Annotated in this window: 19 protein-coding genes; 12 read left to right on the top strand and 7 right to left on the bottom strand. The window is 73.0% G+C overall.

Going from position 1 to position 22439, the window contains the following annotated elements; all coding sequences use genetic code 11:
• Complete coding sequence (locus KY498_RS11185; RefSeq protein ID WP_191009352.1) at window positions 1-1683, bottom strand: alpha-amylase family glycosyl hydrolase; 1683 nt, start codon at window positions 1681-1683, stop codon at window positions 1-3.
• A 446-nt stretch (window positions 1684-2129) separates the two neighbouring features.
• Between KY498_RS11185 and KY498_RS11180 the strand changes: the two genes are divergently transcribed.
• On the top strand, window positions 2130-2648 hold the full coding sequence (locus tag KY498_RS11180; RefSeq protein WP_191009354.1) for an adenine phosphoribosyltransferase: 519 nt from the start codon (window positions 2130-2132) through the stop codon (window positions 2646-2648).
• A 10-nt stretch (window positions 2649-2658) separates the two neighbouring features.
• Here KY498_RS11180 and KY498_RS11175 read toward each other — a convergent pair whose 3' ends face one another.
• Window positions 2659-3711 (bottom strand): LacI family DNA-binding transcriptional regulator, encoded by a 1053-nt coding sequence (locus tag KY498_RS11175; protein ID WP_223848782.1) that lies wholly within the window; start codon window positions 3709-3711, stop codon window positions 2659-2661.
• A gap of 150 nt (window positions 3712-3861) precedes the next feature.
• On the opposite strand from KY498_RS11175, the gene KY498_RS11170 reads away from it, so the two are divergent.
• The 6 genes from KY498_RS11170 to KY498_RS11145 are packed head-to-tail and all read left to right on the top strand — an operon-like array spanning window position 3862 to window position 11066.
• Window positions 3862-5229: an ABC transporter substrate-binding protein gene (locus KY498_RS11170; RefSeq protein ID WP_258186350.1), complete on the top strand. Its 1368-nt coding sequence runs from the start codon at window positions 3862-3864 to the stop codon at window positions 5227-5229.
• Window positions 5230-5232: 3 nt separating this feature from the next.
• Window positions 5233-6195 carry a carbohydrate ABC transporter permease gene (locus KY498_RS11165; protein ID WP_061782430.1) on the top strand — a complete coding sequence of 321 codons (963 nt, stop codon included), beginning with the start codon at window positions 5233-5235 and terminating at the stop codon, window positions 6193-6195.
• A complete protein-coding gene (locus KY498_RS11160; RefSeq protein ID WP_101305284.1) occupies window positions 6195-7019 on the top strand; it encodes a carbohydrate ABC transporter permease in 825 nt (274 codons plus the stop codon). The genes KY498_RS11165 and KY498_RS11160 overlap by 1 nt, the downstream gene beginning before the upstream one ends.
• The gene (locus KY498_RS11155) at window positions 7016-7987 is read left to right on the top strand and encodes an alpha/beta hydrolase (protein ID WP_101305285.1); all 972 of its coding nucleotides are present in this window, start codon (window positions 7016-7018) and stop codon (window positions 7985-7987) included. Before KY498_RS11160 ends, KY498_RS11155 begins: the two co-directional genes overlap by 4 nt.
• Before the next feature lie 42 nt (window positions 7988-8029).
• Window positions 8030-9511: a sucrose phosphorylase gene (gene gtfA, locus KY498_RS11150; RefSeq protein WP_191009356.1), complete on the top strand. Its 1482-nt coding sequence runs from the start codon at window positions 8030-8032 to the stop codon at window positions 9509-9511.
• A 49-nt stretch (window positions 9512-9560) separates the two neighbouring features.
• Window positions 9561-11066 (top strand): chromosome partitioning protein, encoded by a 1506-nt coding sequence (locus KY498_RS11145; RefSeq protein WP_219879373.1) that lies wholly within the window; start codon window positions 9561-9563, stop codon window positions 11064-11066.
• A gap of 653 nt (window positions 11067-11719) precedes the next feature.
• On the opposite strand, the gene hpxO is transcribed toward KY498_RS11145, so the two are convergent.
• The 4 genes from hpxO to KY498_RS11125 form a co-directional block, all read right to left on the bottom strand.
• Window positions 11720-12910 carry an FAD-dependent urate hydroxylase HpxO gene (hpxO, locus tag KY498_RS11140; RefSeq protein WP_191009358.1) on the bottom strand — a complete coding sequence of 397 codons (1191 nt, stop codon included), beginning with the start codon at window positions 12908-12910 and terminating at the stop codon, window positions 11720-11722.
• A gap of 97 nt (window positions 12911-13007) precedes the next feature.
• Window positions 13008-13328, bottom strand: a complete 321-nt coding sequence (gene uraH / locus KY498_RS11135) for a hydroxyisourate hydrolase (RefSeq protein WP_101305288.1) — start codon at window positions 13326-13328, stop codon at window positions 13008-13010.
• Window positions 13325-13831: a 2-oxo-4-hydroxy-4-carboxy-5-ureidoimidazoline decarboxylase gene (uraD, locus tag KY498_RS11130; RefSeq protein ID WP_191009359.1), complete on the bottom strand. Its 507-nt coding sequence runs from the start codon at window positions 13829-13831 to the stop codon at window positions 13325-13327. Before uraD ends, uraH begins: the two co-directional genes overlap by 4 nt.
• Before the next feature lies 1 nt (window position 13832).
• Window positions 13833-14477, bottom strand: coding sequence for a helix-turn-helix domain-containing protein (locus tag KY498_RS11125; protein WP_191009360.1), 645 nt, complete (start codon window positions 14475-14477; stop codon window positions 13833-13835).
• 224 nt (window positions 14478-14701) lie between these two features.
• On the opposite strand from KY498_RS11125, the gene allB reads away from it, so the two are divergent.
• The 5 genes from allB (at window position 14702) to KY498_RS11100 (ending at window position 21617) form a co-directional block, all read left to right on the top strand.
• Entirely contained in the window at window positions 14702-16162 is a 1461-nt protein-coding gene (gene allB / locus KY498_RS11120) for an allantoinase AllB (protein WP_191009361.1), read from the top strand.
• Window positions 16159-17301 (top strand): acetamidase/formamidase family protein, encoded by a 1143-nt coding sequence (locus KY498_RS11115; RefSeq protein WP_191009362.1) that lies wholly within the window; start codon window positions 16159-16161, stop codon window positions 17299-17301. Before allB ends, KY498_RS11115 begins: the two co-directional genes overlap by 4 nt.
• Window positions 17302-17467: 166 nt before the next feature.
• On the top strand, window positions 17468-19051 hold the full coding sequence (locus KY498_RS11110) for an AtzH-like domain-containing protein (protein WP_219879372.1): 1584 nt from the start codon (window positions 17468-17470) through the stop codon (window positions 19049-19051).
• Complete coding sequence (locus KY498_RS11105; protein ID WP_191009364.1) at window positions 19048-20328, top strand: alanine--glyoxylate aminotransferase family protein; 1281 nt, start codon at window positions 19048-19050, stop codon at window positions 20326-20328. The genes KY498_RS11110 and KY498_RS11105 overlap by 4 nt, the downstream gene beginning before the upstream one ends.
• Complete coding sequence (locus tag KY498_RS11100) at window positions 20325-21617, top strand: Zn-dependent hydrolase (protein ID WP_191009365.1); 1293 nt, start codon at window positions 20325-20327, stop codon at window positions 21615-21617. The genes KY498_RS11105 and KY498_RS11100 overlap by 4 nt, the downstream gene beginning before the upstream one ends.
• Window positions 21618-21734: 117 nt before the next feature.
• Here KY498_RS11100 and KY498_RS11095 read toward each other — a convergent pair whose 3' ends face one another.
• Complete coding sequence (locus tag KY498_RS11095) at window positions 21735-22352, bottom strand: TIGR00730 family Rossman fold protein (RefSeq protein WP_191009366.1); 618 nt, start codon at window positions 22350-22352, stop codon at window positions 21735-21737.
• Window positions 22353-22439 lie beyond the last annotated feature (87 nt).

The raw sequence follows: 22439 nt of genomic DNA, 5'->3' as shown, positions 1-22439 counted from the left end.
TCAGTCCGCGAGCATCCACACCGCGACATCGGCGGGAAGCTCCGCGCCGTCGAACGGCTCGCTGGCGACCAACACCGTGCCCGACGGCAGGGCCACCGGGGAGGTGCCGGCGTTGGCGACGACGGTGACCGCGCCCGAGCGGAACGCGATCACGTCGTCGCCGTAGCCGTCCAGCCACTCGAGGCTCGCCCCGCCGAGGCCCTCCGCGCGTCGCGTCGCGAGCAGCGTGCGGTACAGCCACAGCGTCGAATCGGGGTCGCCCTCCTGGACATCGCGGGCGAGCGTGGCCCACTCGGCGGGCTGCGGCAGCCACGACTGTCCGTCGGGGCTGAAGCCGTAGGCCGGGGCATCCGCCGTCCACGGGATCGGCACGCGGCATCCGTCGCGGCCGTAGCGCTCGCCGTCGGTGCGGAACCACGTCGGGTCCTGCCGCGACTCCGGCGGCAGCGCGATGACCTCGGGAAGGCCCAGCTCCTCGCCCTGGTAGAGGTACGCGGAGCCCGGAAGCGCCAGCATGACCGCCGTCGCCGCGCGGGCACGGCGCAGCCCCACCTCGGGGATCGGCTGGCCGGGCGAGTCGGGACCGATGCCGTGGCCCTGCGGGTTCTCGGCGGTCAGTGCGAGCCGCGACGCGTGGCGCACGACGTCGTGGTTGGAGAGCACCCAGGTCGCCGGGGCGCCGACCGCGGGGAACGCGCGCAGCGACTCGGAGATGACCTCGCGGATGGCCGCGGCATCCCACTCGGTCATCAGATAGGGGAAGTTGAACGCCTGGTGCATCTCGTCGGAGCGCACCCACTCCGCCGTGCGATCGACGGTCGGCAGCCATGCCTCGGCGCAGAGGGCGCGGTCGCCGTCGTACGCCGCGAGCACGCGATGCCAGTCGCGGTAGATCTCGTGCACGCCGTCCTGCCCCCAGTAGGGCACGTCCTCGTCGGAGCCGCCCATGCTGTCGGCATCCACGGCGGGCAGGTGGTCGGGCAGGCCGTCGGACTTGACCAGACCGTGCGCCACGTCGACGCGGAAGCCGTCGACGCCGCGGTCGAGCCAGAACCGCAGGATGCCGCGGAACTCCTCCTGCACCTCGGGGTTGGACCAGTCGAAGTCGGGCTGGCTCGTGTCGAACAGGTGCAGGTACCACTGGCCGGGCGTGCCGTCGGCCTCGGTGACGCGGGTCCAGGCCGGGCCGCCGAAGACCGACTCCCAGTTGTTCGGGGGCAGCTCCCCGTTCTCGCCCTTGCCGTCGCGGAAGAGATAGCGGGCGCGCGCGGCACTGCCGGGGGCCGCGGCGAGCGCCTCCTGGAACCAGACGTGCCGGTCGGAGCTGTGGTTGGGCACGAGGTCGACGATCACGCGGATGCCGCGGTCGTGCGCGGCGGCCAGCATGGCGTCGAAGTCGGCGAGCGTGCCGAACAGCGGGTCGACGTCGCGGTAGTCGGCGACGTCGTAGCCGGCATCCTTCTGCGGCGAACGGTAGAAGGGGCTCAGCCACACGGCGTCCACGCCGAGCGCGCGCAGGTCGTCCAGGTGCGCGGTCACGCCGGGAAGGTCGCCGATGCCGTCGCCGGACGCGTCGGCGAACGACCGCGGGTAGATCTGGTAGATCACCGCGGTGCGCCACCATTCGGCGCCCGGGCGGCTCTCGCCGATGTCGGGAAGGGAGGAGGTCAGCTGCGACGTCATGCGCACCAGGATAGCGCAAGCGCTTGCGCACGGGGTCACGGGGTCGCAGGGTCACGGGGCACGGGTCGCGCGGCGGCCGGCTGCCGGGTCGATTGCCCGGCGGTCGCGCCGGCCCACCGTGACGAGCGTCGGAGATCCGCCGCCGGCCGCCGTCGGCACGGCGCCACCCGGCCCGGGGTCGACCGGAACTCCGACGTTCGTCACGCGCCCCGCTGTGGCCCCCGACTAACCCCGCGCCCCGGCCCCCCCGACAAACCCGGGCCGCGCCGGCCGGCCCCGTGACGAGCGTCGGAGATCCGCCGCCGGCCCCCGCCGACACGGCGCCACCCGGCCCGGGCCCGACCGAAACTCCGACGTTCGTCACGCGCCCCGCGCCGCGGCCCCCGACAAACCCGGGCCGCGCCGCCGCGCGCGGGGCCGCGCGTACCGGCGGCTAGCCTTGACCGGTGACTTCCGAGGCTCTCGCCCACGCCGAATCGCTCATCGCCGGCATCCCCGACTTCCCCGAACCCGGGGTGCTGTTCCGCGACATCTCGCCTCTGCTGGCCGACGCCGTCGCCTTGCGCACGGTGGTGGATGCCGTCGTGGAGCCGTTCGCGGGGCGCTTCGACGTCGTCGCGGGCATCGAGGCCCGCGGTTTCATGCTCGCCGGAGCCGTCGCGGTCGCGGCCGGCGTCGGTATGGCGCCGATCCGGAAGGCGGGGAAGCTGCCGCGGCCCGCGGCGTCGGTCGCCTACGCGCTCGAGTACGGCACGGCCGAGATCGAGATGAGCGCCGACCTCGCCCCGGGAACGCGCGTGCTGCTCGTCGACGACATCCTCGCGACCGGCGGCACCCTTCGCGCGGGGCAGCAGCTCGTGGACGAGCTGGGGCTGCAGCTGGCGGGAACCGCCGTGCTCATGGAGCTGGTCGAGCTCGGCGGCCGCGAGGTCTGCGGCCCGGTCCACTCGGTGTTCCGGGTCTGAGGTCCCCCGGTCAGCCGCGCTCGGCGACCGACTCGCGCGTGCGCAGCGGCAGGGGGATCAGGTGCACGGCCGCACCGGGGCCCGCGCCCTCGTCCCCGTCGTCGCGGGCGCGCTCGATCAGGTCGATGAGCTCGTCGGTCGCCCGCCGGCCGAGCGCCCGCTGCGGAAACGCGAACGTCGTGAGCCCGGGTCGCAGCCAGCGCGCGAACGGGGTGTCGTCGAACGACAGCACCGACACGTCGTCGGGCACCCGTACCCCGGCCTCCTGCAGCGCCTGGTACGCGCCCATCGCGAGCCGGTCGTTGAAGCACAGCAGGGCGTCGGCGGGCTCGCCCCGTTCGACGAGCGCCGTGGTCAGGCGGAAGCCCTCGGGCGGCAGCCACTGGCCGGCCGGCTGAGCGGATGCCACGCGCAGCCCCTCCTCGGCCAGCACGTCCAGCACGCCGCGCAGGCGCTGCGCGGCGGCGAGGGCGAACGGGTGCGCGTGCGCCGGGTCGTCCCCGACGCCGATGAGGTGGATGCGGCGGTGGCCCGTGTCGACCAGCAGCCGCGCCGCCTCGCGGCCGGCGCGGTACTCGTCGGGCAGCACCTGCACGAGATCGGTGTCGCCGTCGGGCTCGATGTTGAGCAGCACCGTCGGCATCCGTGTCGCGGCGGTGGGGATCGTGCGGGCGTGGGTGAGCATGGTGGCGAGCACGATGCCGTCGACCTGGCGGTCGAACATCGCGTCGAGCAGGTCGCGTTCGAGCTGGCCGTCGCCGCCCGTCTCGCCGACGAACACCATGTAGCCCCGGGCGCGGGCGGCCTCGATGGCGCCGCGGATCATCTCGCCGGCCAGCTGCGACGACGCGACCGAGTCCGAGACGAAGCCGAGCGTGCGCGTGGAGCCGGTGCGCAGGCCGGCCGACAGCGCGTTCGGCCGGTACCCGAGCCGGCGGGCCGCCTCGCGCACGCGCTCCTGCGCCGTGGCGGAGATGCGCAGCTCGTCGGCGCGGCCCGCCAGCACGAGCGAGGCCGTGGATGCCGCGACCCCCGCCTCCTGTGCGACCTGCGACAGGGTCACCCGTTTCCTGACCACGCGGTCCTCCCTGATTCCGTCGTCGGCGTCCCCGGTTCGATGAGGGGGTTGCGCGCGTCGATCTCCGCTAGTACGTTTTAGCACGCGAGCTGAATCGGTATAGCAGCAAACTCCATCCTCGCACCGAGAAACTGCATGGAAAGGCAGACAATGATGTCGAACACGAAGCGCCTGCGCGCCTCCGCTGTCGTCGCCACGACCGTGATCGCAGGAGTGGCCCTCACCGCCTGCGCTCCTCCCGGGGCCGACACCTCCAGCACCCCGGCCGCGTCCAGCGACGTGGTCCTGAGCTGTGGAACCGATCCGGTCACCCTCAGCGCGTACGTCGAGACCGGATTCCCGCTGTTCAACGACCTCACGGCGGAGTTCACCAAGCAGTTCCCGAACGTCACGTTCGACACGCGTGAAGACCAGTTCGCGGTCATCACGCAGAACGCCCCGCGTGTGCTCGTCGACTCGCCGCCGGACATCATGCGCCTGCCCACGATCGTCGACCTCGTGAACGACAACCTGCTCTACAACCTCGACGGCTACGCCAAGGGCTACGGGTGGGACCAGTGGCCGTCGTCGCAGCTCGAGCAGCTGCGGGTCAACGACAAGGGTCAGCGCGGCGACGGCTCCCTCTACGCGATGGGCGTCAACTACTCGGTCACCGGCGTCTTCTACAACAAGAAGCTCGCCGCGCAGATCGGCATGACCTCCGCCCCGACGACGCTCGACGAGTTCGACTCCTACCTGAAGAAGGCGAAGGATGCCGGGATCACGCCGATCGCGCAGTTCAACGGCGGGGCGACCGGCGGTCTCGCCTTCCCGCTCCAGGCGCTGATGGCCAGCTACGGCAAGCCGAGCGCGATCAACGACTGGATCTTCCTCAAGGACGACGCCACGATCGACACCCCGGAGAACGTCAAGGCCGCGGAGCACCTCGACTCGTGGATCACGGCGGGATACTTCGCCGACGACGCCAACTCGATGGACTACTCCCAGATGATCAGTCGCTTCACGAGCGGCCAGAGCCTGTTCATCTTCGACGGCGACTGGGAGTCGGGCAACTTCGACACCCAGATGCCCGGCGACGTGGGCTTCTTCCTGTCGCCCCCGCTCGAGGCGGGCGGCCAGAACGGCGCCATGTCGGCTCCGCTCACCTACGGCGTGTCGGCGAAGGCCGCGCACCCCGACTGCGCCGCGTTCTTCTTCAACTGGGTCGCGACGAACGAGACGGCGCGCACCATCGCGGTGGAGAAGGGCGGATCGCACCCCATGGGTCCCGCCGACGCCTTCATGCCCGCCGTCAAGGAGGGCACCGTGACGGCCGAGACCCTGGCCGCGGGCGCGCAGCTCTCGCAGAACAACGGTTCGATGGACTTCATCGCCAACGCCACCGGCTCGATCTACGCGAAGAGCCTCACGCCGAACCTGCAGGAGCTGTTCGCGGGCAAGCAGACCCCGGCCGGCCTTCTGACCCAGGTACAGGCCGACTATCTGAGCAGCAAGAAGGGCTGACCCATGAGCACGTCCACGCAGCCCGGGCAGGCCCGGGCTGCGCGGGACCGTGCGGCCGCCCCGGCCCGCGACCACCGCGCTCGACGCGCGCGGTGGTCGCGGGAGGCGGTTGTCGGTCTCGCGCTGATCGCACCCGCCTTCGTCTTCTACGCGCTCTTCGTGCTCGTGCCGCTCGCCTCGACGGTGCAGTACTCGTTCTACGACTGGAACGGTGTCACGACCGCCACGTGGGCGGGGCTCGACAACTACGTGCGCATCTTCACCGACGCGCAGCTGCTCGGACCCATCGTCAACGCGCTGACGCTCATCCTGTACTTCTCGATCATCCCGGTGACCGTCGGGCTCGTCGCCGCTGCGCTGATCCGCAAGCTCGGGGGCAGTCGTCTGGCCTCCGTGTCGCGCACCGTCCTGTTCCTCCCGCAGGTCATCCCGCTGGTCGCCGCCGGCATCATGTGGACGTGGCTGCTGGCCGCCGACGGTGCGGTCAACCAGTTCCTCAGCGCGATCGGGCTCGGCGGCATCACCCGTGCGTGGCTCGGCGACTTCGACACCGCTCTGCCCGCCGTCGGCGTGATCGGCGCGTGGGTCTCGCTCGGCCTGTGCATGCTGCTGCTGCTCGCCGGCATGACCAAGATCGATCCCGCCCTCTACGAGGCCGCGCGCATCGACGGCGCGGGGCCCATCCGCGAGTTCTTCACGGTGACCCTGCCCGCCATCCGGCAGGAGCTCGGCGTCGCGGTGCTCATCACCGTCATCGGGGCCCTGCGCAGCTTCGACATCATCTACATCTCCACCCAGGGCGGCCCCGGCCGCAGCACGATGGTGCCGGGTCTGGAGATCTACTACCTCGCGTTCTTCGAGCGGCAGGTCGGCCAGGCCTCCGCCCTCGCGGTCGTGCTCACCCTGCTGGTGCTCGCCGTCGTGCTGCCGCTGAACAAGCTCACCCGCGGAAAGGACGAGAGCTGATGAAGACCTCCGCCGTCGAGGTGTGGACCGGCCGCCTCCTGCTCATCGTCGTCATGGCGCTGACGATCATCCCGTTCATCTCGCTGTTCGTGACCGCGCTGCACGCCCCCGGGACCTACCCGGCGGGGCTGTCCTGGCCCGACGAGCCGCACTGGGACAACTTCCTCCTCGCGTTCCAGTCGGCCGACATGCTGAAGATGCTGGGCTCCAGCATCCTCATCGAGCTCGGCGTCGTGCCCGTGAGCCTGTTCGCCGCGACGCTCGCCGGATTCGCGCTCGGGCACCTCAAGGTGCCGCTGTCGCGCACCCTCTTCGTCGTGTTCGTGCTGGGACTGACCCTCCCGATCGAGGGCATCATCGTGCCGATCTACTACCAGATCCGCAGCTACGGGCTCCTCAACACCCAGTGGGCGATCGTCCTGCCGCTGATCGGTCTGTTCATGCCGTTCGCCGTCATGTGGATGCGGGCGCACTTCGTCAACATGCCCCACGAGCTGACCGAGGCCGCCCGCACCGACGGCGCCAGCACCTGGCAGCTGTTCTGGCGCATCCACGTGCCGCTGTCGGGTCCGGCGATCTCCTCGCTCGCGATCCTGCTGTTCCTGTGGACGTGGAACCAGTTCCTCCTCGCGATCGTGCTCGTCGACGACCCGACCAAGCGGACGATGGCCGGTGCCCTCGGCGCGTTCCAGGGTCAGTGGGGCACCGACATCCCGCTGCTGTGCGCCGGGTCGATCCTGATCCTGCTGCCGACCCTGATCGTGTTCCTGGTGTTCCAGCGGCAGTTCGTCGCGGCGCTGCTCCAGGGTGCGGTGAAGGGATGACGCCGCCGCCGTCGGCCCGCCCGCGGCCGCCGCTCGACCCGGGTGTCGCCCGCGCCTTCGACGAGCTCGACGACATCGTCGTCTCGATCACCCCCGACGACATCGTGCGGGTGCGCGAGAGCGCGACGGTGGCGCCGATGACGGACCTCACGCAGCACGGAGCGTTCACGCGCGCCGCGCGCACGATCCCGGGCGCGACGGGCGACGTGGCCGTCGTGGTCTCGCTGCCGGTGGAGTGCCCCCGCCCGGTACCCGTGCTGCTGCACCTGCACGGCGGCGGCCTCGTGTCGGGCACCCCCGATTCGGAGATGCCCGCCGTGACCGCGATGGCCGACCGCGTCGGCTGCGCCGTGGTGTCGGTCGACTACCGGCTCGCTCCCGAGCACCCCTTCCCCGCCGCGCTCGACGACGCCATGGCCGCCCTGCGGTGGCTGGCCGGTCCCGACGCGCCCGCGCAGATCGACCCCGACCGCATCGTCCTCACCGGGGTGAGCGCCGGGGCGGGCCTCGCGGCGGCGCTCGCACTGTACGCCCGCGACCACGGCGGTCCCCGGCCGGCCGGCCTGCTGCTGCAGGCGCCGATGCTCGACCACCGGTCGGCGTCGGCCTCGGCGATCCAGATGGCGGGCCACGGGTCGTGGGACCGCGCGGCCAACGAGGTCGCCTGGGCCGCGTACCTCGGCGGCGCCGACGGAGCCGGGCGCGTGTCGGCCTACGCCTCGCCCGCGCTCGCCGACGACCTCGCGGGTCTGCCGCCGACATTCATCGACGTCGGCTCCGCCGAGACCTTCCGCGACGAGTGCGTCGCGTTCGCCGATGCCATCTGGCGCGCGGGGGGCGACGCGGAGCTGCACGTGTGGCCGGGCGGCACGCACGCGTTCGACCTCATGGCGCCGTGGCTGCCGCTGTCGCGCGAAGCCCGCCGCGCTCGCCGCGCGTGGCTGCGACGTCTCCTCCGGCGCGCGTAGCGCTCCGCATCCCACCCGAGAACCCAGAGAGAGAACCCCGTCATGAACGGCACGCCCCCGCAGCTGATCACCTACGTCGACCGCCTCGCCGGCACCGTCGCCGGCGTGCAGGAGATGCTCGACACACGACTGTCGGGGATGTTCGGCGGCATCCACCTCCTGCCCTACTTCACCCCGTTCGACGGCGTGGACGCGGGCTTCGACCCCCGCGACCACACCCGCATCGATCCGCGGCTGGGCACGTGGGACGACGTCCGCGCGCTCAGCGGCGACGCCGTCGTGATGAGCGACGTGATCGTCAACCACGTCTCGGCCGACTCCGACGCCTTCCTGGACGTGCGCCGTCGCGGCGACGCCTCGCCCTGGGCACCGATGTTCCTCACGCTCGACGCCGTCTTCCCAGACGGCGCCCGCGAGGACGACCTGGCCCGCATCTACCGCCCGCGGCCCGGCCTGCCGTTCACCGTGATGGAGCTGGGCGGGCGCAAGCGTCTCGTCTGGACGACCTTCACCGCCGACCAGGTCGACATCGACCTGCGCACCGAGGTCGCCTGGGACTACCTCACCTCGGTGCTCGACGCGCTCGGCGCCGCCGGTGTCACGATGCTGCGCCTGGATGCCGTGGGCTACACGGGCAAGGAAGCGGGCACCGACTGCTTCATGACGGCATCCACCGATCGGTACACGCGGCGCATCCTCGAGCTCGCCCACGACCGCGGCATGCGGGTGCTGCTCGAGGTGCACGGCCACTTCACGCAGCAGATCGACATCGCCCGCAGCGTGGACTACGTCTACGACTTCGCGCTGCCGCCGCTGCTGCTGCACGCTCTGCACGCGCACGACCTGCGTCCCCTCGCGCAGTGGCTCGACGTGCGCCCCGCCAACACGATCACGGTGCTCGACACGCACGACGGCATCGGCATCGTCGACGTGGGCGAGAGCGACCTGAAGCCGGGGGTCCCGGGGCTGCTCGCGCCGGCGCAGATCGACGCGCTCGTCGAGGCGATCCACGACGCGAGCGGCGGCACGAGTCGCCTCGCGACGGGAGCCGCGGCATCCAACCTCGACCTGTACCAGGTGAACTGCACCTACTACGACGCCGTGGGCGCCGACGACCGCGCCTACCTGCTCGCCCGACTCGTCCAGCTCATGGTGCCCGGTGTCCCGCAGGTGTACTACGTGGGACTGTTCGCGGGCCGCAACGACGTCGAGCTGCTGCGCGCGACGGGGGTCGGCCGCGACGTGAACCGCCACCACTACACCGCCGACGAGATCGACCTCGAGCTCGAACGCCCCGTCGTGCGGGCGCTGGGGGAGCTGCTGCGTCTGCGGGCGGCCCATCCCGCCTTCGACGGCACGTTCACGGCCGACCTCGCCGACACCCGTGGCCTGCTCCGGTGGGAGCAGGGCGCGCATCGTGTGACCATGGAGCTCGACGTCGCACAGCGCAGCTTCACGCTGACGGCGACCGACGGGGATGCCGACTGGCGACGCACCGTCGACGAGCTGCTCGCCGGGGCGTGAGAGCCCCCTTCCCGGGTGTTGTGCGGGCGTCGATGGGATACTCGTAGGCGTGACTTATGAACCGACCGTCCTCGTCACCTCGCAGACCGCCGCCGAGATCCATCTCGCCGGTGAGGTCGACGAGGTCTTCGCCTCGACGCAGGAAGGGCTGCGCAGTCGCATCGTGGAGTCCATCCGCCTGATGGCCGCGTCGGCCGGCGAGCCGGTGACCGCCACGGTCGTCGACGGCGCCACCCGGTGGGCGCTCGTCGTCAGCCCCGACGGCAGCTTCACGGAGGCCACGGCCCCGGCCGCGGTTTCCGCTCCGGCTGTGGCTTCCGCTCCGGCCGCGGTTTCCGCTCCGGCGGCTTCGGTTTCCGCTCCGGCCGCGACCCCCGGGGCCGAGGACGTCTCCTCCGTCGCGGCATCCTCGGTCGCCGCCCCCATCTCGGCGGTGCCGCTGTCGCCGGCCGCCGCTGCCGCGGTCGCGGAGTCGGTTCCGGCGGAGACCGCCGCGGAGCCCGCGGCCGCCGCCCCGGCGACGTCGGCGACGACCGCCGTTGCGACAGCGACGGTCGACGGACCGCTGCGCAGCGGTGCGACGCGGCGGGAGGGCGCTCAGCGCACCCCCGCGCAGCGCGCGACGCCGACGGTCGACGACCTGCTCAACTCCCGAGCCGACCGGGCGCGGCCGCGTGCGACCGAGGGCTGGCGCGGCGCGATCCGGCGTCTGACCGGCGGTGCGATCTCCCCGCGGCCCGGAAAGGCGGAGCAATCGCGGCTGGATCGCGAGCGCCTCGTGCAGCGACGACTCGACGCGCCGCGCACGATCGTCGTCCTCAACCCCAAGGGCGGTGCGCACAAGACGACGTCGACGCTGCTGCTCGCCACCACCTTCGGCACCCAGCGCGGCGGTGCGACCCTCGCGTGGGACAACAACGAGACCCGGGGCACGCTCGGCTGGCGCGCGCAGCACGCCCCCCACCACCGCACGGCCGTCGACCTGCTCGACGACCTCGACCGCTTCACGACGCCCGACCGTGCCAGCCTCGCCGCCCTCGACACCTACGTGCGCACGCAGGTCGACGCGCGGTTCGACGTGCTGGCGTCCGACGAGGATGCCGCGGCATCCTCGACCATCGACGCCGCCGGATTCGATCGCCTGCACGACGTGCTGTCGCGCTACTACCGCCTGCTGATCGTCGACACCGGCAATAACATGCGCGCGTCGAACTGGGTCGCGGCCGTCGCCGCCGCCGACCAGCTCGTCATCGTCTCGACCGTGCGCGAGGACACGGCGGCCAGCGCCGCGTGGCTCCTCGACGGCCTGCGCGAGAAGGGCTTCGATCACAAGATCGACGAGGCGGTGACGATCCTCGCCGCGCCGTCGGCGAAGCCCGACCGCAAGCTCGCCGACCGCCTCGAGCGCCACTTCGCGCAGGTGACCGCTGAGGTCGTGCACGTGCCGTTCGACGCCGCCCTGGTCGACGGCGGCCCGATCGACTTCGACGCGCTCTCGCCCGAGAGCCGCGACGCGTGGCTCACCGTCGCGGCCTCCATCGCCCGCCGCCTCTGACCCCTCCGCGCGCTAGCTGCGCCGCCCGCTGCGCGCGCAACTGCAAGGCCGCAGCCGCGACACCCCGCGCCGGTGCCCCTGTGCAGCCGCGTGTCGCGCGGCATCCCTTGCAGTTCGGTCGAGGCGGATGCCGCGGGTGAGCCCGGATGCCGCGGCACGACCGGTCGGTGACTCGTTCGCGTCCTCGGCGCCTGCGAACCACTCAGACTGGGTCCGCCCCGCCCCACCCCGCCGCCCGCCAACATGCGCAACTGCAAGGTCGCAGCGGCGACACCCCGCGCGGGTGGCCCTGCGCGGCGGCGTGTCGCGCGGGATCCCTTGCAGTTCGGTCGGGAGGGGCGACGGCTGATGCCGCCGCATCGAGCGGATGCCGCCGCCCGGCCGTCGCCCTTCCGTCGCCCACCAACATGCGCAACTGCAAGGTCGCAGCGGCGACACCCCGCGCGGGTGGCCCTGCGCGGCGGCGTGTCGCGCGGGATCCCTTGCAGCTCGGTCGGGACGGGCGATGGCGGATGCCGCCGCCCGCCAACATGCGCAACTGCAAGGTCGCAGCGGCGACACCCCGCGCCGGTGCCCCTGTGTAGCGGCGTGTCGCGCGGCATCCCTTGCAGTTCGGTCGGGAGGGCACCGGCCCACCCGCCCCAGCGACCCGCTCAGCCGAGCAGCAACCCGCCGCCGAGGTTGACGGGGCTGTCCTCGATGTTGCCGACGATGCCGCGGATGATGCCGGCGCCGTCGGTGCCGCGCAGGCTCTCGTACCAGGCGTCGGTCACGGCGGGGTCGAAGGCGTGCGTCTCCCACCCGCGCTTGCGTGCCCGCAGCACGAGCTCGCCCGCCCGCTCGACCCGCATCGCGGCGTAGCGGCGGAGGGTATCGGCGACGTCGAGCGTGTTGGTGGCGAACGCGATGCCGAGGGCGAAGGCGTCCTCGAGCGCCGAGCACGCTCCCTGGCCGATGTCGGGGGCGGTGTTGTGCGCGGCATCCCCGAGGATGGCGACCCGCCCCTTCGTCCAGGTGTCGAACGGGGTGATGTCCCAGATCTCCACGCGGTTGAGCGAGGTCGCGGGGTCGATCGCGGAGAGCAGCTCTTGCACGCCGGGCGCCCAATCGCCGAACGCCTCGAGCAGAGGGGTGAGGTCGCCCCGCTCGTAGGGGAGTCCCGACGGCTGCGGGATGTCGAACCAGAAGTAGAAGCGGTCGCCCGCGATCGGCATGACGGCGGCGCGCTTGCCCTCGGCGACGTAGGTCGTCCAGGCGGTGGCGCGCCCGATGGTCTCCGACACCGGCACGAGCCCGTTGAGGTTCGTGTATCCCGAGTACTCCCGCTCGATCGGCGGCGCCCCGTCGGGCTGCACGTAGGCGCGCACGATCGAGCGCGCGCCGTCGGCCCCGATGAGCATGTCGGCCGTGTCGGTGGTGCCGTCGGCGAACGTCGCGGTCACGGTCGTGCCGTCGTCGGAGACGCCGGTCAGTCGCTTGCCGAGGTGGATGCCGCCGAGGCCGAACCGCTCCATCAGCAGCGCCTGCAGGTCGGCGCGCGCGACGGGGTAGGGTTTCTGCCCGGTCTGGGCCGTGACGGGCGCGAGCGAGAAGTCGCACATCGTCTCGCCGGTGTGCCCGTCGAGGTAGACCATGTCGGCCATGTCGCCGCCGAGAGCTGCGACCTCGTCGCCGAGTCCGAGCCAGTTGAGCACCTTCACGCCGTTGGGCCACAGTGACAGCGCCGCGCCCACGGGCCGGTTCTCGCGCATCTGGTCGTAGATGACGACCTCGTGCCCGAGTCTCTGCAGCGCGATCCCCGCGCTCGTTCCCCCGACACCGGCTCCGACGACGATCACCTTCATGTCCGTCACGCTACGGATGCCGTGTCACCGCGACGTTTCCCCCGGGTAACCGCGCGGCATCCCGCGCCCGGGGCGGTCCCGCCGGAGCCGGAGCGGATCAGGTGCCGCGGTACGTGGAGTAGGCGAAGGGGCTCAGCAGCAACGGCACGTGGTGGTGCCGGCCGTCGGCGACCGCGAAGGTCACGGTGACCGAGGGGTAGAAGGTGGCGGTGTCGCGCGCCGCGAAGTACGCCCCGGTCTGGAACACGAGCGCGTAGGTGCCGGCGGGAAGCTCCTCCGGGCCGAGGGCGAGGCGGCCGTCGACGTCCGTGCTCCCGGCGGCGAGGGCGTCGCCGTCCGCGTCGACGAGGGTCACCTCGACGCCGGATGCCGCGGCCCCGGCGGCCCCGTCCAGCACATGCGTGGTCACGTGGCTCATGCGATCGTCGCCTCCAGTCGTCGCAGCGCGATCTGGCGCAGCTGGTCGAGCGCCTCCGCGGTCTCGGTCTCGTCGTCGTTGTGCAGCCGTCGCTCGAGTTCCGCGCGCATCTCTTCGGGGCTGCGACCCGCGGCGCGGATGAGGAACACCCGGCCGAAGCGCTCCTCGTACGCGGCGTTACCGGCCGCGATCGCGGCGGCCGTCGCGGCCTCCGCGGTCGACATCGAGGCCTGCTCGTGACGCGAGGCGTGCGCCTCGGCGCTCGCGCCCTGCGGTCTGTCGCCGATGCGCGGGTGGTGGGCGAGCGCGCCGTCCAAGTCGGCGCGCGTCCAGGCGCGCGCGAGCTCGTCCGCGCGCGCCTCCAGCGCCGCCCGCGTGCCGTAGGGGCGTCCCGCGACGACCGCGTCGATCCACGCGGGCACGGCGGCCCAGACGCGCACGAGGGAGGCCGCGGCATCCGGGTCGAGGGCGTCGAAGTCGGGGAGGGCGAGGACGTCGGTCATGTCAGTGGGCTCCGTGGACGATGAGCCAGCGGGCGACGGCCGGCTCGGAGGACGTGTTGTGCAGTCGATGCGGACGCGAGCACGGATAGCTGATCGCGTCCCCGGCGCGCAGGACCACGCGCTCGTCGTCGAAGTCGACGGTCAGCTCGCCCGAGACGACCGTGCCGATCTCGTAGCCCTCGTGGCGGAACAGTCCGCCCTCGCCGTGCGCCGTCGCCCCCGGCGGATAGGTCGACTCGAAGTAGTCCACCCCGGGCGTCGCGACCGGGGAGATGCGGCGGAAGGCGACGCCGTCGTCGAGGAGGATCGCCGTGTCGTGGGCGGCGCGGCGCAGCCCGAAGCTCGTCGCGCCCGTCTGGGCCGGTGCGCCGGAGGGGTCGAACACCGACGTCAACGGCACGTCGAGCTCGTCGGTGATGGCGATCAGGCGCGACACGCTCGGCCGCATGACGCCCCGCTCGATCTGCGAGACGGCGCTGGGCGAGATGCCGAGCCGTCTCGCGAGGTCGCGCGCCGACATGCCGCGGGCGATCCGCAGCGCGCGCAGGCGCTCGCCCACGCCGTCGCCGTCTCCGGCGGCCGCGCGATCGGCGGCGTCCGCGGGCGCGGCGGTGTGCGACGCGTCGACGGCGGACAGGCGGCTCATGGTCGAGAGCGTAGCGGGCGGCGGCATCCCGTCGGCCCGGTGCCGGGGATTCGACCCGGATTCGTCATCTGTGAAGGGGCGACTTCACATGCTCGTTACACGGGAGACATCCTGCCGCGAAGATGAAGCTATAGCTTCACACTCGAGCCCGGCGCGTCCGGGCGGAAACACCCGCGAAACGACGCCTCGCTAGCGTCGGACCCATTCCCGAGAGAGGCGGCGCCGTGGCAGAGGTGAGGGTGATCCGGGCCGAGCGCGCGTGGATCGACGGAGGGTTCCGCCCCGCGCAGGTGCGCATCGTCGACGGGGTGATCGCAGAGGTGGCCGGTCTCGACGGGTTCGACGGGCCCGGCGGTCTCGACGACGCGGATGCCGCGGCATCCGCCGAGGTCGTGGTGCTCGCTCCCGACGAGGTGCTGCTGCCGGGCCTCGTCGACTCGCACGTGCACCTGGACGAGCCGGGTCGCACCGACTGGGAGGGCTTCGCGACGGGCACCGCCGCCGCGGCCGCCGGCGGCATCACGACCCTGTTCGACATGCCGCTGAACTCGGTGCCGGTGACCACCACGCCCGCGGCGCTCGCCGCGAAGCGGGCCGCCGCGGGCGGAAAGCTCGCCGTGGACGTGGGCTACTGGGGCGGCGCGGTCCCCGAGAACCTCGGCAGCCTGCGTGAGCTGGCCGATGCCGGCGTCGTCGGCTTCAAGTGCTTCCTCGTGCCGAGCGGCATCGACGAGTTCGGACACCTCGACGGCGCGGGCCTGCGCGCCGCGCTGACCGAGCTCGCCGCCTTCGACGGCCTGCTGATCGCCCACGCGGAGGACGAGGCCCACCTGCACGAGGCCGCCGTCGAGGTCGGGGCGGGACCCGACGGAGAGCTCGGTCGTCACTACGACGCGTTCCTGCGCAGCCGTCCGCCCGTCAGCGAGGAGGCCGCGATCGCGGCGGTGATCGACGCGGCCCGGGCCACCGGCGGCCGTGCGCACATCGTCCACGTCGCCGACGGGCACGCGCTCGACCTCATCCGTGCCGCGAAGGCGGAGGGCATCCGACTCACGATCGAGACGTGCCCGCACTACCTCACGCTGTCGGCCGAAGAGGTGCCCGACGGGGCGAGCGCGTTCAAGTGCTGCCCGCCGATCCGCGACCGCGTCAACCAGGACTTGCTGTGGGAAGGCGTCGTCGACGGCACGATCGACGCGATCGTCAGCGACCACTCGCCCGCGACGCTCGCCCTCAAGACCGCGGGCGGCGGCGACTTCGGCCTCGCCTGGGGCGGCATCGCCGGCGTGCAGACGGGCTTCGCGAGCGTCTGGACCGCGGCGGCGCGCCGCGGCATCCCGCTGGAGCGCCTGCTGCCGCTGTTCACGACCGGACCGGCGCGCATCGCCGGGATGCCGGGACTCGGCGTCATCGCGCCGGGCGCGCGGGCGAACCTCACCGTGTTCGCTCCGGAGCGGTCGTGGACGGTCGACGCGCAGCGGCTGCTGTACCGGCACAAGCTGTCGCCGTGGGATGGCCGCGAGCTGCGCGGCGGGGTCGTCGCGACGCTCGTCGGCGGTACCGTCGTGTACCGCGCCGGCGATGACGATGCGCGGGCCCGGCCCGGCGTGGAACTGCTGGCCGGTGCCGGTCCCCGTGCCGGTGCGTTCGCCGGTGACGACGTGCGCGAAGGAGCGACATCATGACCGAGACCCTCGAGATCCTGCAGCCCCGCGAAGGGGCGATCCCCGGCGACCACTACGTCGCGGCATCCCCGGCGACGGTGCTGTGGGGGCGACTGCCCTGCGCCGCGGACGCACCGGTGCTGACGATCGCGGCGGGCGAGACGGTGACCATCGACACCGTGAGCCACGAGGGCATCCTCCCCGATCAGGGGCAGGATCCGCTCGGCTACTTCACGGGGCACGGAGTGGCGGCCGCGCACGTGCTCACCGATGCGATCGAGATCGCCGCCACCGTCCCGCGCGATGCGCTCGCCGACGGCCCGCACGTGGTGACGGGACCCGTCTTCGTCGCGGGCGCCGAGGTGGGCGATCTGCTGAAGATCACCGTCGTCGACCTCGCCCCGCGGGTGCCCTACGGGGTCATCTCCAACCGGCACGGCAAGGGCGCGCTGGTCGGTGTGCTCCCGCGGGGGCCCGGGAACGTCAGCGTGTTCACGCCGGTGTCGGACGGCAGCGGCATCCTGCCCCTGGTCGACGGGGGCGAGCGCGTCGTGCGGTTCCCGCTCGCGCCGTTCCTCGGGACGATGGGTGTCGCCGTCGCCGGCGAGGAGCGGCCGCACTCGGTGCCGCCCGGCGCGCACGGCGGCAACATCGACATCAACCTGCTCGTCGAAGGTGCAGTGCTGTACCTGCCGGTGCAGGTGCCCGGCGCGCTCGCCTACGTCGGCGACCCGCACTTCGCGCAGGGCGACGGGGAGGTGGCGCTGACCGCCCTGGAGGCGTCGCTGCGCGCGACGCTGCGCTTCGACGTGGTGCCGCGGGCCGAGGCCCTCGCCGCGTTCGGCGAGGTGACCGGACCGCTCGTCCGCACCGACGAGTACCTCGTGCCGACCGGGCTCGACGTCGATCTCGACGAGGCGATGCGCAAGGCGGTGCGCGCCGCCCTCGATCTGCTGCAGGCGCGCTACGGCATGGCCGAGCACCTGGCCTACGCCTACCTGTCGGCGGCGACCGACTTCGACATCTCGCAGGTCGTCGACATCGTCTGCGGCGTGCACGCGCGCATCCGCGAGGCGGACTTCGCCGCCGTCCGCCCCGCCGCCGGTCCCGCCGCCGGGTCGGTGCCGGGTGCCTCGGCGCCGTCGGGAGCCCCGGCGTGACCGGGGTGGCGGGGACGGGCGCCGCGGTCGGGGTCCCGAACTCCTCCAACTCGACCGGATTGCCCGGCCCTGAGCACCTCCCGCGGCCTGCGCGGCCCGCGGTGGAGGAGTTCGGGACGCCGCCACCACCACCGACGCCACAGCAACACCGGCGGGGAGGCCACCGATGACCGCCGACCAGCCCCTGCCCGACGACCTGCGCGCGGCGTTCGAGGCGTACGAGCGGGCGATCCTGGCGAACGACCTCGACGCCCTGGATGCCGCGTTCGCGCCCGGCGACCGCACTCTCCGCGGCGACGGCGCCGGACTGCTGGTCGGCCACGACGCGATCAGCGCGTTCCGCGGCTCTCGCGGCGGTGTGTCGGCCCGCACCATCGAGCGCGTCGAGTACCGGCCGCTCGCCGACGGGGTCGCGCTCATCGTCGCGGTGTCGCGGTTCGCGACGGGCGGCACCGGTCTGCAGACGCAGGTGTGGGAGCTGATCGACGGCCGGTGGCTCATCACCGCCGCGCACGTCACGCCGCGCTCGGCCGCGTTCGACCGCTCGATCTGGCGTACCGTCGGCGACCCGCTGTACCAGGGCGCGTGGGACGGACCGCTCGCCGGTCTCACCGTGGCCGTCAAGGACCTCTTCGCGATCAAGGGCTATCGCATCGGCGCCGGCAACCCGGCCTATCTCGCCTCGGCTCGCGCCGAGACCACGAGCGCGCCCGCGGTGGGCGATCTGCTGCGCGGCGGGGCATCGCTGCGGGGCATCGCCCGCACCGACGAGTTCGCGTACTCGATCGCCGGCGACAACGCACACTACGGCACCCCGCCCAACGCCGCGGTGCCCGGTGCGCTCCCCGGCGGCTCGTCGAGCGGTCCGGCCTCCGCCGTCGCCCTCGGCCACGCCGACGTCGCCCTCGCCACCGACACCGCCGGGTCGGTGCGGGTGCCGGCGTCGTACCAGGGACTCTGGGGCCTGCGCACGACGCACGACCTCGTGCCGCGCCAGGGCCTGCTCCCGCTCGCGCAGTCGTTCGACACCGTCGGGTGGCTCACCCGCGACGGCGCGACGCTGCAGGCCGTCGCGGACTGGTGCCTGAGCTACGACGGCTCCGACTCGACCGCATCGGTGTTCGGTGCCTCCGGCGACGACCTGCCGTGGCGGTTCCGCGTGCCGGTCGAAGCCCTGGCGGCGGCCGACCCGGCCACGCGCGCGGCGTTCGAGGGGATGCTCGCGGCCTCCGGCCTGCCGGTCGAGGAGATCGCGCTGGGCGACCTCGACGATTACCTCGTGCCGTTCCGGACGGTGCAGGGTGCAGAGGCCTGGCGCAACACCGGCGACTGGCTGCGCGCCCACCCCGGCTCGACCGGGCCCGCCGTGGCCGAGCGCTTCCGGACGGCTGCCGCCGTGACCGCGGCCGACGAGGCCGCGGCCCGCGCCGCCCTCGCCCCGCTGCGCGAGGCACTGCACGCGCACGTCCGCGACGCCGTGCTGCTGCTGCCGACGGTGCCCGGACCGGCGCCGTCGCGCGCGGCCACCGGCGCGCAGGTGGATGCCGTCCGCCAGAACACCCTGCGGCTGACCACGCCGGCCGCCGTCGGCGGCCTCCCCGCGCTGTCGGTGCCGGTGCTCACGGTCGCCACCGACCGCGGCGACGCTCCGGTCGGCGTCAGCCTCGTCTCGCGCGCCGGCACCGACATCGCCCTCGTGCGCCTCGGCCGCGCCCTCCACGCCCGCATCACCGAAACGGAATCCGTATGAGCACCACCGCCCTTCCCGGCCCGATCGCCCCGCCCGCCCGCCTGCTCATGGGCCCGGGGCCGATCTCGGCGTACCCGAGCGTCCTCACCGCGATGTCGGCGCCGCTGGTCGGCCAGTACGAGCCGTTCATGACGGCGACGATGACCGAGACGCAGGAGCTGTACCGCGGCGTCTGGAGCACGCGCAACGACGCGACCCTGCTCGTCGACGGCACGAGCCGTGCCGGCATCGAGGCCGCGATCGTCTCGCTCGTGAAGCCCGGCGACCGGGTGCTCGTCCCGGTGTTCGGCCGCTTCGGGCACCTGCTGGCCGAGATCGCCGAGCGGGCGCTCGCCGAGGTGCACACGATCGAGACCGACTGGGGTCAGGTGTTCCCGGCATCCGTGATCGAGGAGGCGATCGTGCGCGTGAAGCCGGCGCTGCTCGCCCTCGTGCAGGGCGACACCTCGACCACGATGCTCCAGCCGCTGGAGGATGTCGGCGAGCTCTGCCGCCGCCATGGCGTGCTGTTCTACTCCGACGCCACCGCCTCGCTGGGCGGGAACGCCTTCGAGGCAGACGCCTGGGGACTGGATGCCGCGACCGCCGGGCTGCAGAAGTGCCTGGGGGGTCCGAGCGGATCGTCGCCGATCACGCTGAGCCCGCGGGCGGTGGAGGTCATCCGGGCGCGCAAGAAGGTCGAGGCGGGTATCCGCGAGCCCGGCGACGAGTCGTCGGCCGACTTCGTCCGCTCGAACTACTTCGACCTGGGCCAGATCCTCGACTACTGGGGCCCCCGTCGCCTGAACCACCACACCGAGGCGACGAGCATGCTCTACGGCGCCCGGGAGTGCGCCCGGCTTCTGCTGGTCGAGGGTCGCGAGGCCGTGATCGCCCGCCACGAGCTCGCCGGACGCGCGATGCTCGCCGGTGTCGAGGCGCTCGGCCTCGTCGTGTTCGGCGACGTCGGCCACAAGATGAGCAACGTCGTGGCGGTCGAGATCCCGGAGGGCGTTCCCGGTGATGCCGCCCGGTCGGCCCTGCTCGAGGACTTCGGCATCGAGATCGGCACCTCCTTCGGGCCGCTCCACGGCAAGGTCTGGCGCATCGGCACGATGGGCTACAACGCGCGCAAGGATGCCGTGCTCACCACCCTCGCCGCCCTCGAGAGCGTGCTGCGGCGCTTCGGTGCCGCGGTGCCGGCGGGTGGGGGCGTCGAGGCCGCGGCCGACGTGTTCGCCGCCGCCCCGGCCGCCCTGCACGCCCCTGGCGCGCCCGCTCCCACGGGGGCGCCGTGACCGCGGCATCCCTCCTGCGCGCCGCGCCCGATGACATCGCCGCCGCCGCGCGACGCGTGATGGCCCGGTGCGAGGAGCTCGCGCGGGTGAGCGCGGACGCGGCATCCATCGAGCGCGTCTACCTCTCGCCCGAGCACGCCCGCGTCAATCGGCTGGCGGCGGAATGGATGCGCGAGCTGGGCATGCGCACGTGGCAGGATGCCGCGGGCAACCAGGTCGGCCGGATCGGCGACCCGGCGGCGCCCGCGCTGATGCTGGGCTCGCACCAGGACACGGTGCTCGACGCCGGGCGCTACGACGGCATCGCGGGGGTGCTGATGGCGCTCGAGGTCGTGCGGCTGCTGCGCGTGCCGGCGGGCGAGGGCTGGACCGTGCCGCTGCCGTTCGCGATCGAGGTGGTCGCCTTCTCCGACGAGGAGGGCACCCGGTTCGGCAAGGCGCTGCTCGGATCGTCCGCCGTGGCCGGCACGTGGAACGACGCGTGGTGGGAGCTGGCGGATGCCGACGGCGTGAGCCTGCGCCGGGCGTTCCTCGAGTTCGGGCTCGACCCCGCCCGGGTCGGGGAGGCCGCGCGGCGACCGGACGAGCTGGTGGGGTACCTCGAGGCGCACATCGAGCAGGGGCCCGAGCTCGACCGGGCCGGGGAGCCTCTCGCCGTCGTCTCGTCGATCGCGTCGGCGCGGCGGTTCCAGCTGGTGGTGGAGGGCGAGGCCCGTCACGCCGGGGGGACGCCCTACGACATGCGTCGTGACGCGCTGCTGGGCGCGAGCGAGGCCGCCCTGGCCGTGGAGCGGATCTGCTCCGCCGAGCATCACATCGTCGGCACCGTGGGCCGCTTCGAGGCGTTCCCGGGGGCGGTCAACGTGATCCCGGGTGAGGTGCAGTTCTCGCTCGATCTGCGCGGCGAGTTCGACGGCGAACGCGACCGCGTGTGGGACGCGCTGGCCCGCGAGCTGGACGACATCATGGGTCGCCGCGGACTGCGCTGGCGCTCACGCGAAGTGCACAGCGCGCCGGCGGTGTTCTGCGCGCCCCTGCTGCAGGACGTGGTGGCCGGCGGCATCCGCGCGACCCTCCCGCCGCGGTCGGACGCCCCGCCCGTGATCTTCAGCCGTGCCGGGCACGACGGCATGTCGCTGGGGGCCGTGACCGACGTCGGCATGCTGTTCCTGCGCAACCCCGACGGGGTCAGCCATCACCCCGACGAGTCCGTCTCCGCGGGCGATGTGGCCCACGGCATCCGCGCCCTCGCCGAAGCCGTCCTGCTGCGCGGCCGGGAGCGGGTCTGACCGCCGCGGGCCGGCCCGACGCCCCGAGAAACACCTTCCGCCCCGAGAAGCCTTCGCTGCGGGGGTGTCTCGGCGCGAGAGTGGTTTCTCGCTCCGAGCCGGATGCCGCCGGAAGCGCTAGGGACGCACGGGCAGCGACAGGGCTCCGGTCATCTCGGCGCCGGGCGAGGCCGCGGTGCGCGCCGGGGGTACGTAGTCGCGCAGACGCGCGAGCGCCTCGGTGGCCTCGGTCGCGACGACGAGCATGTCGGTGTAGCGGGGGTGGGTGAAGCCGCGGTCGCGCATGTTGGCGACGAACGCGAGCAGCGGGTCGAAGTACCCGTCGACGTTGAGCACTCCCACGGGCTTGTCGTGGATGCCGAGCTGCGCCCACGTCCACTGCTCGGTGAGCTCTTCGAGGGTCCCCGGTCCGCCGGGAAGCGCCAGGAAGGCATCGGCGCGGTCGGCCATGAGCATCTTCCGCTCGTGCATCGTGTCGACGAGGATCAGCTCGGTCAGGTCCTCGTTGACGGCTTCGCGCGCCTGCAGCGCCCGCGGGATCACTCCGGTGACCTCCGCGCCGGCCGCGAGGGCGGCATCCGCCACCGTGCCCATGAGTCCGACGTGGCCGCCGCCGTAGACGAGCGCCATGCCGGAGCGTCCGATCGCCGTGCCGACGGCGCGGGCCGCCTCGACGTAGACCGGGTCGAAGCCCGGGGAGGATCCGCAGAAGACCGTGACCGTGAATCGCGACATGCACAGACGCTAATCCGCCCGTGTTTCCGGGCCGTGCACGGGTGTTTCCGTGCCGTGACAGGTCGGAAACATGGCCTGATTAGCGTG

This window comes from Microbacterium sp. PAMC21962 (genome assembly GCF_019443465.1).
GTDB classification, from domain to species: Bacteria; Actinomycetota; Actinomycetes; order Actinomycetales; family Microbacteriaceae; genus Microbacterium; species Microbacterium hominis.
The sequence above is the reverse complement of the archived record's forward strand: the minus strand, read 5'-3'. Positions and strand labels throughout refer to the sequence as shown.

Excerpts from the sequence above, each read along its gene's own strand:
- KY498_RS11105 (WP_191009364.1), top strand. The coding sequence starts at position 19,048 with ATGAGCACCACCGCCCTTCCCGGCCCGATCGCCCCGCCCGCCCGCCTG.
- KY498_RS11185 (WP_191009352.1), bottom strand. The coding sequence starts at position 1,683 with ATGACGTCGCAGCTGACCTCCTCCCTTCCCGACATCGGCGAGAGCCGC.
- KY498_RS11155 (WP_101305285.1), top strand. The coding sequence starts at position 7,016 with ATGACGCCGCCGCCGTCGGCCCGCCCGCGGCCGCCGCTCGACCCGGGT.
- uraD (WP_191009359.1), bottom strand. The coding sequence starts at position 13,831 with ATGACCGACGTCCTCGCCCTCCCCGACTTCGACGCCCTCGACCCGGAT.
- gtfA (WP_191009356.1), top strand. The coding sequence starts at position 8,030 with ATGAACGGCACGCCCCCGCAGCTGATCACCTACGTCGACCGCCTCGCC.
- KY498_RS11160 (WP_101305284.1), top strand. The coding sequence starts at position 6,195 with ATGAAGACCTCCGCCGTCGAGGTGTGGACCGGCCGCCTCCTGCTCATC.
- uraH (WP_101305288.1), bottom strand. The coding sequence starts at position 13,328 with ATGAGCCACGTGACCACGCATGTGCTGGACGGGGCCGCCGGGGCCGCG.
- KY498_RS11095 (WP_191009366.1), bottom strand. The coding sequence starts at position 22,352 with ATGTCGCGATTCACGGTCACGGTCTTCTGCGGATCCTCCCCGGGCTTC.
- KY498_RS11165 (WP_061782430.1), top strand. The coding sequence starts at position 5,233 with ATGAGCACGTCCACGCAGCCCGGGCAGGCCCGGGCTGCGCGGGACCGT.
- KY498_RS11125 (WP_191009360.1), bottom strand. The coding sequence starts at position 14,477 with ATGAGCCGCCTGTCCGCCGTCGACGCGTCGCACACCGCCGCGCCCGCG.
- KY498_RS11115 (WP_191009362.1), top strand. The coding sequence starts at position 16,159 with ATGACCGAGACCCTCGAGATCCTGCAGCCCCGCGAAGGGGCGATCCCC.
- hpxO (WP_191009358.1), bottom strand. The coding sequence starts at position 12,910 with ATGAAGGTGATCGTCGTCGGAGCCGGTGTCGGGGGAACGAGCGCGGGG.
- KY498_RS11170 (WP_258186350.1), top strand. The coding sequence starts at position 3,862 with ATGGAAAGGCAGACAATGATGTCGAACACGAAGCGCCTGCGCGCCTCC.
- KY498_RS11110 (WP_219879372.1), top strand. The coding sequence starts at position 17,468 with ATGACCGCCGACCAGCCCCTGCCCGACGACCTGCGCGCGGCGTTCGAG.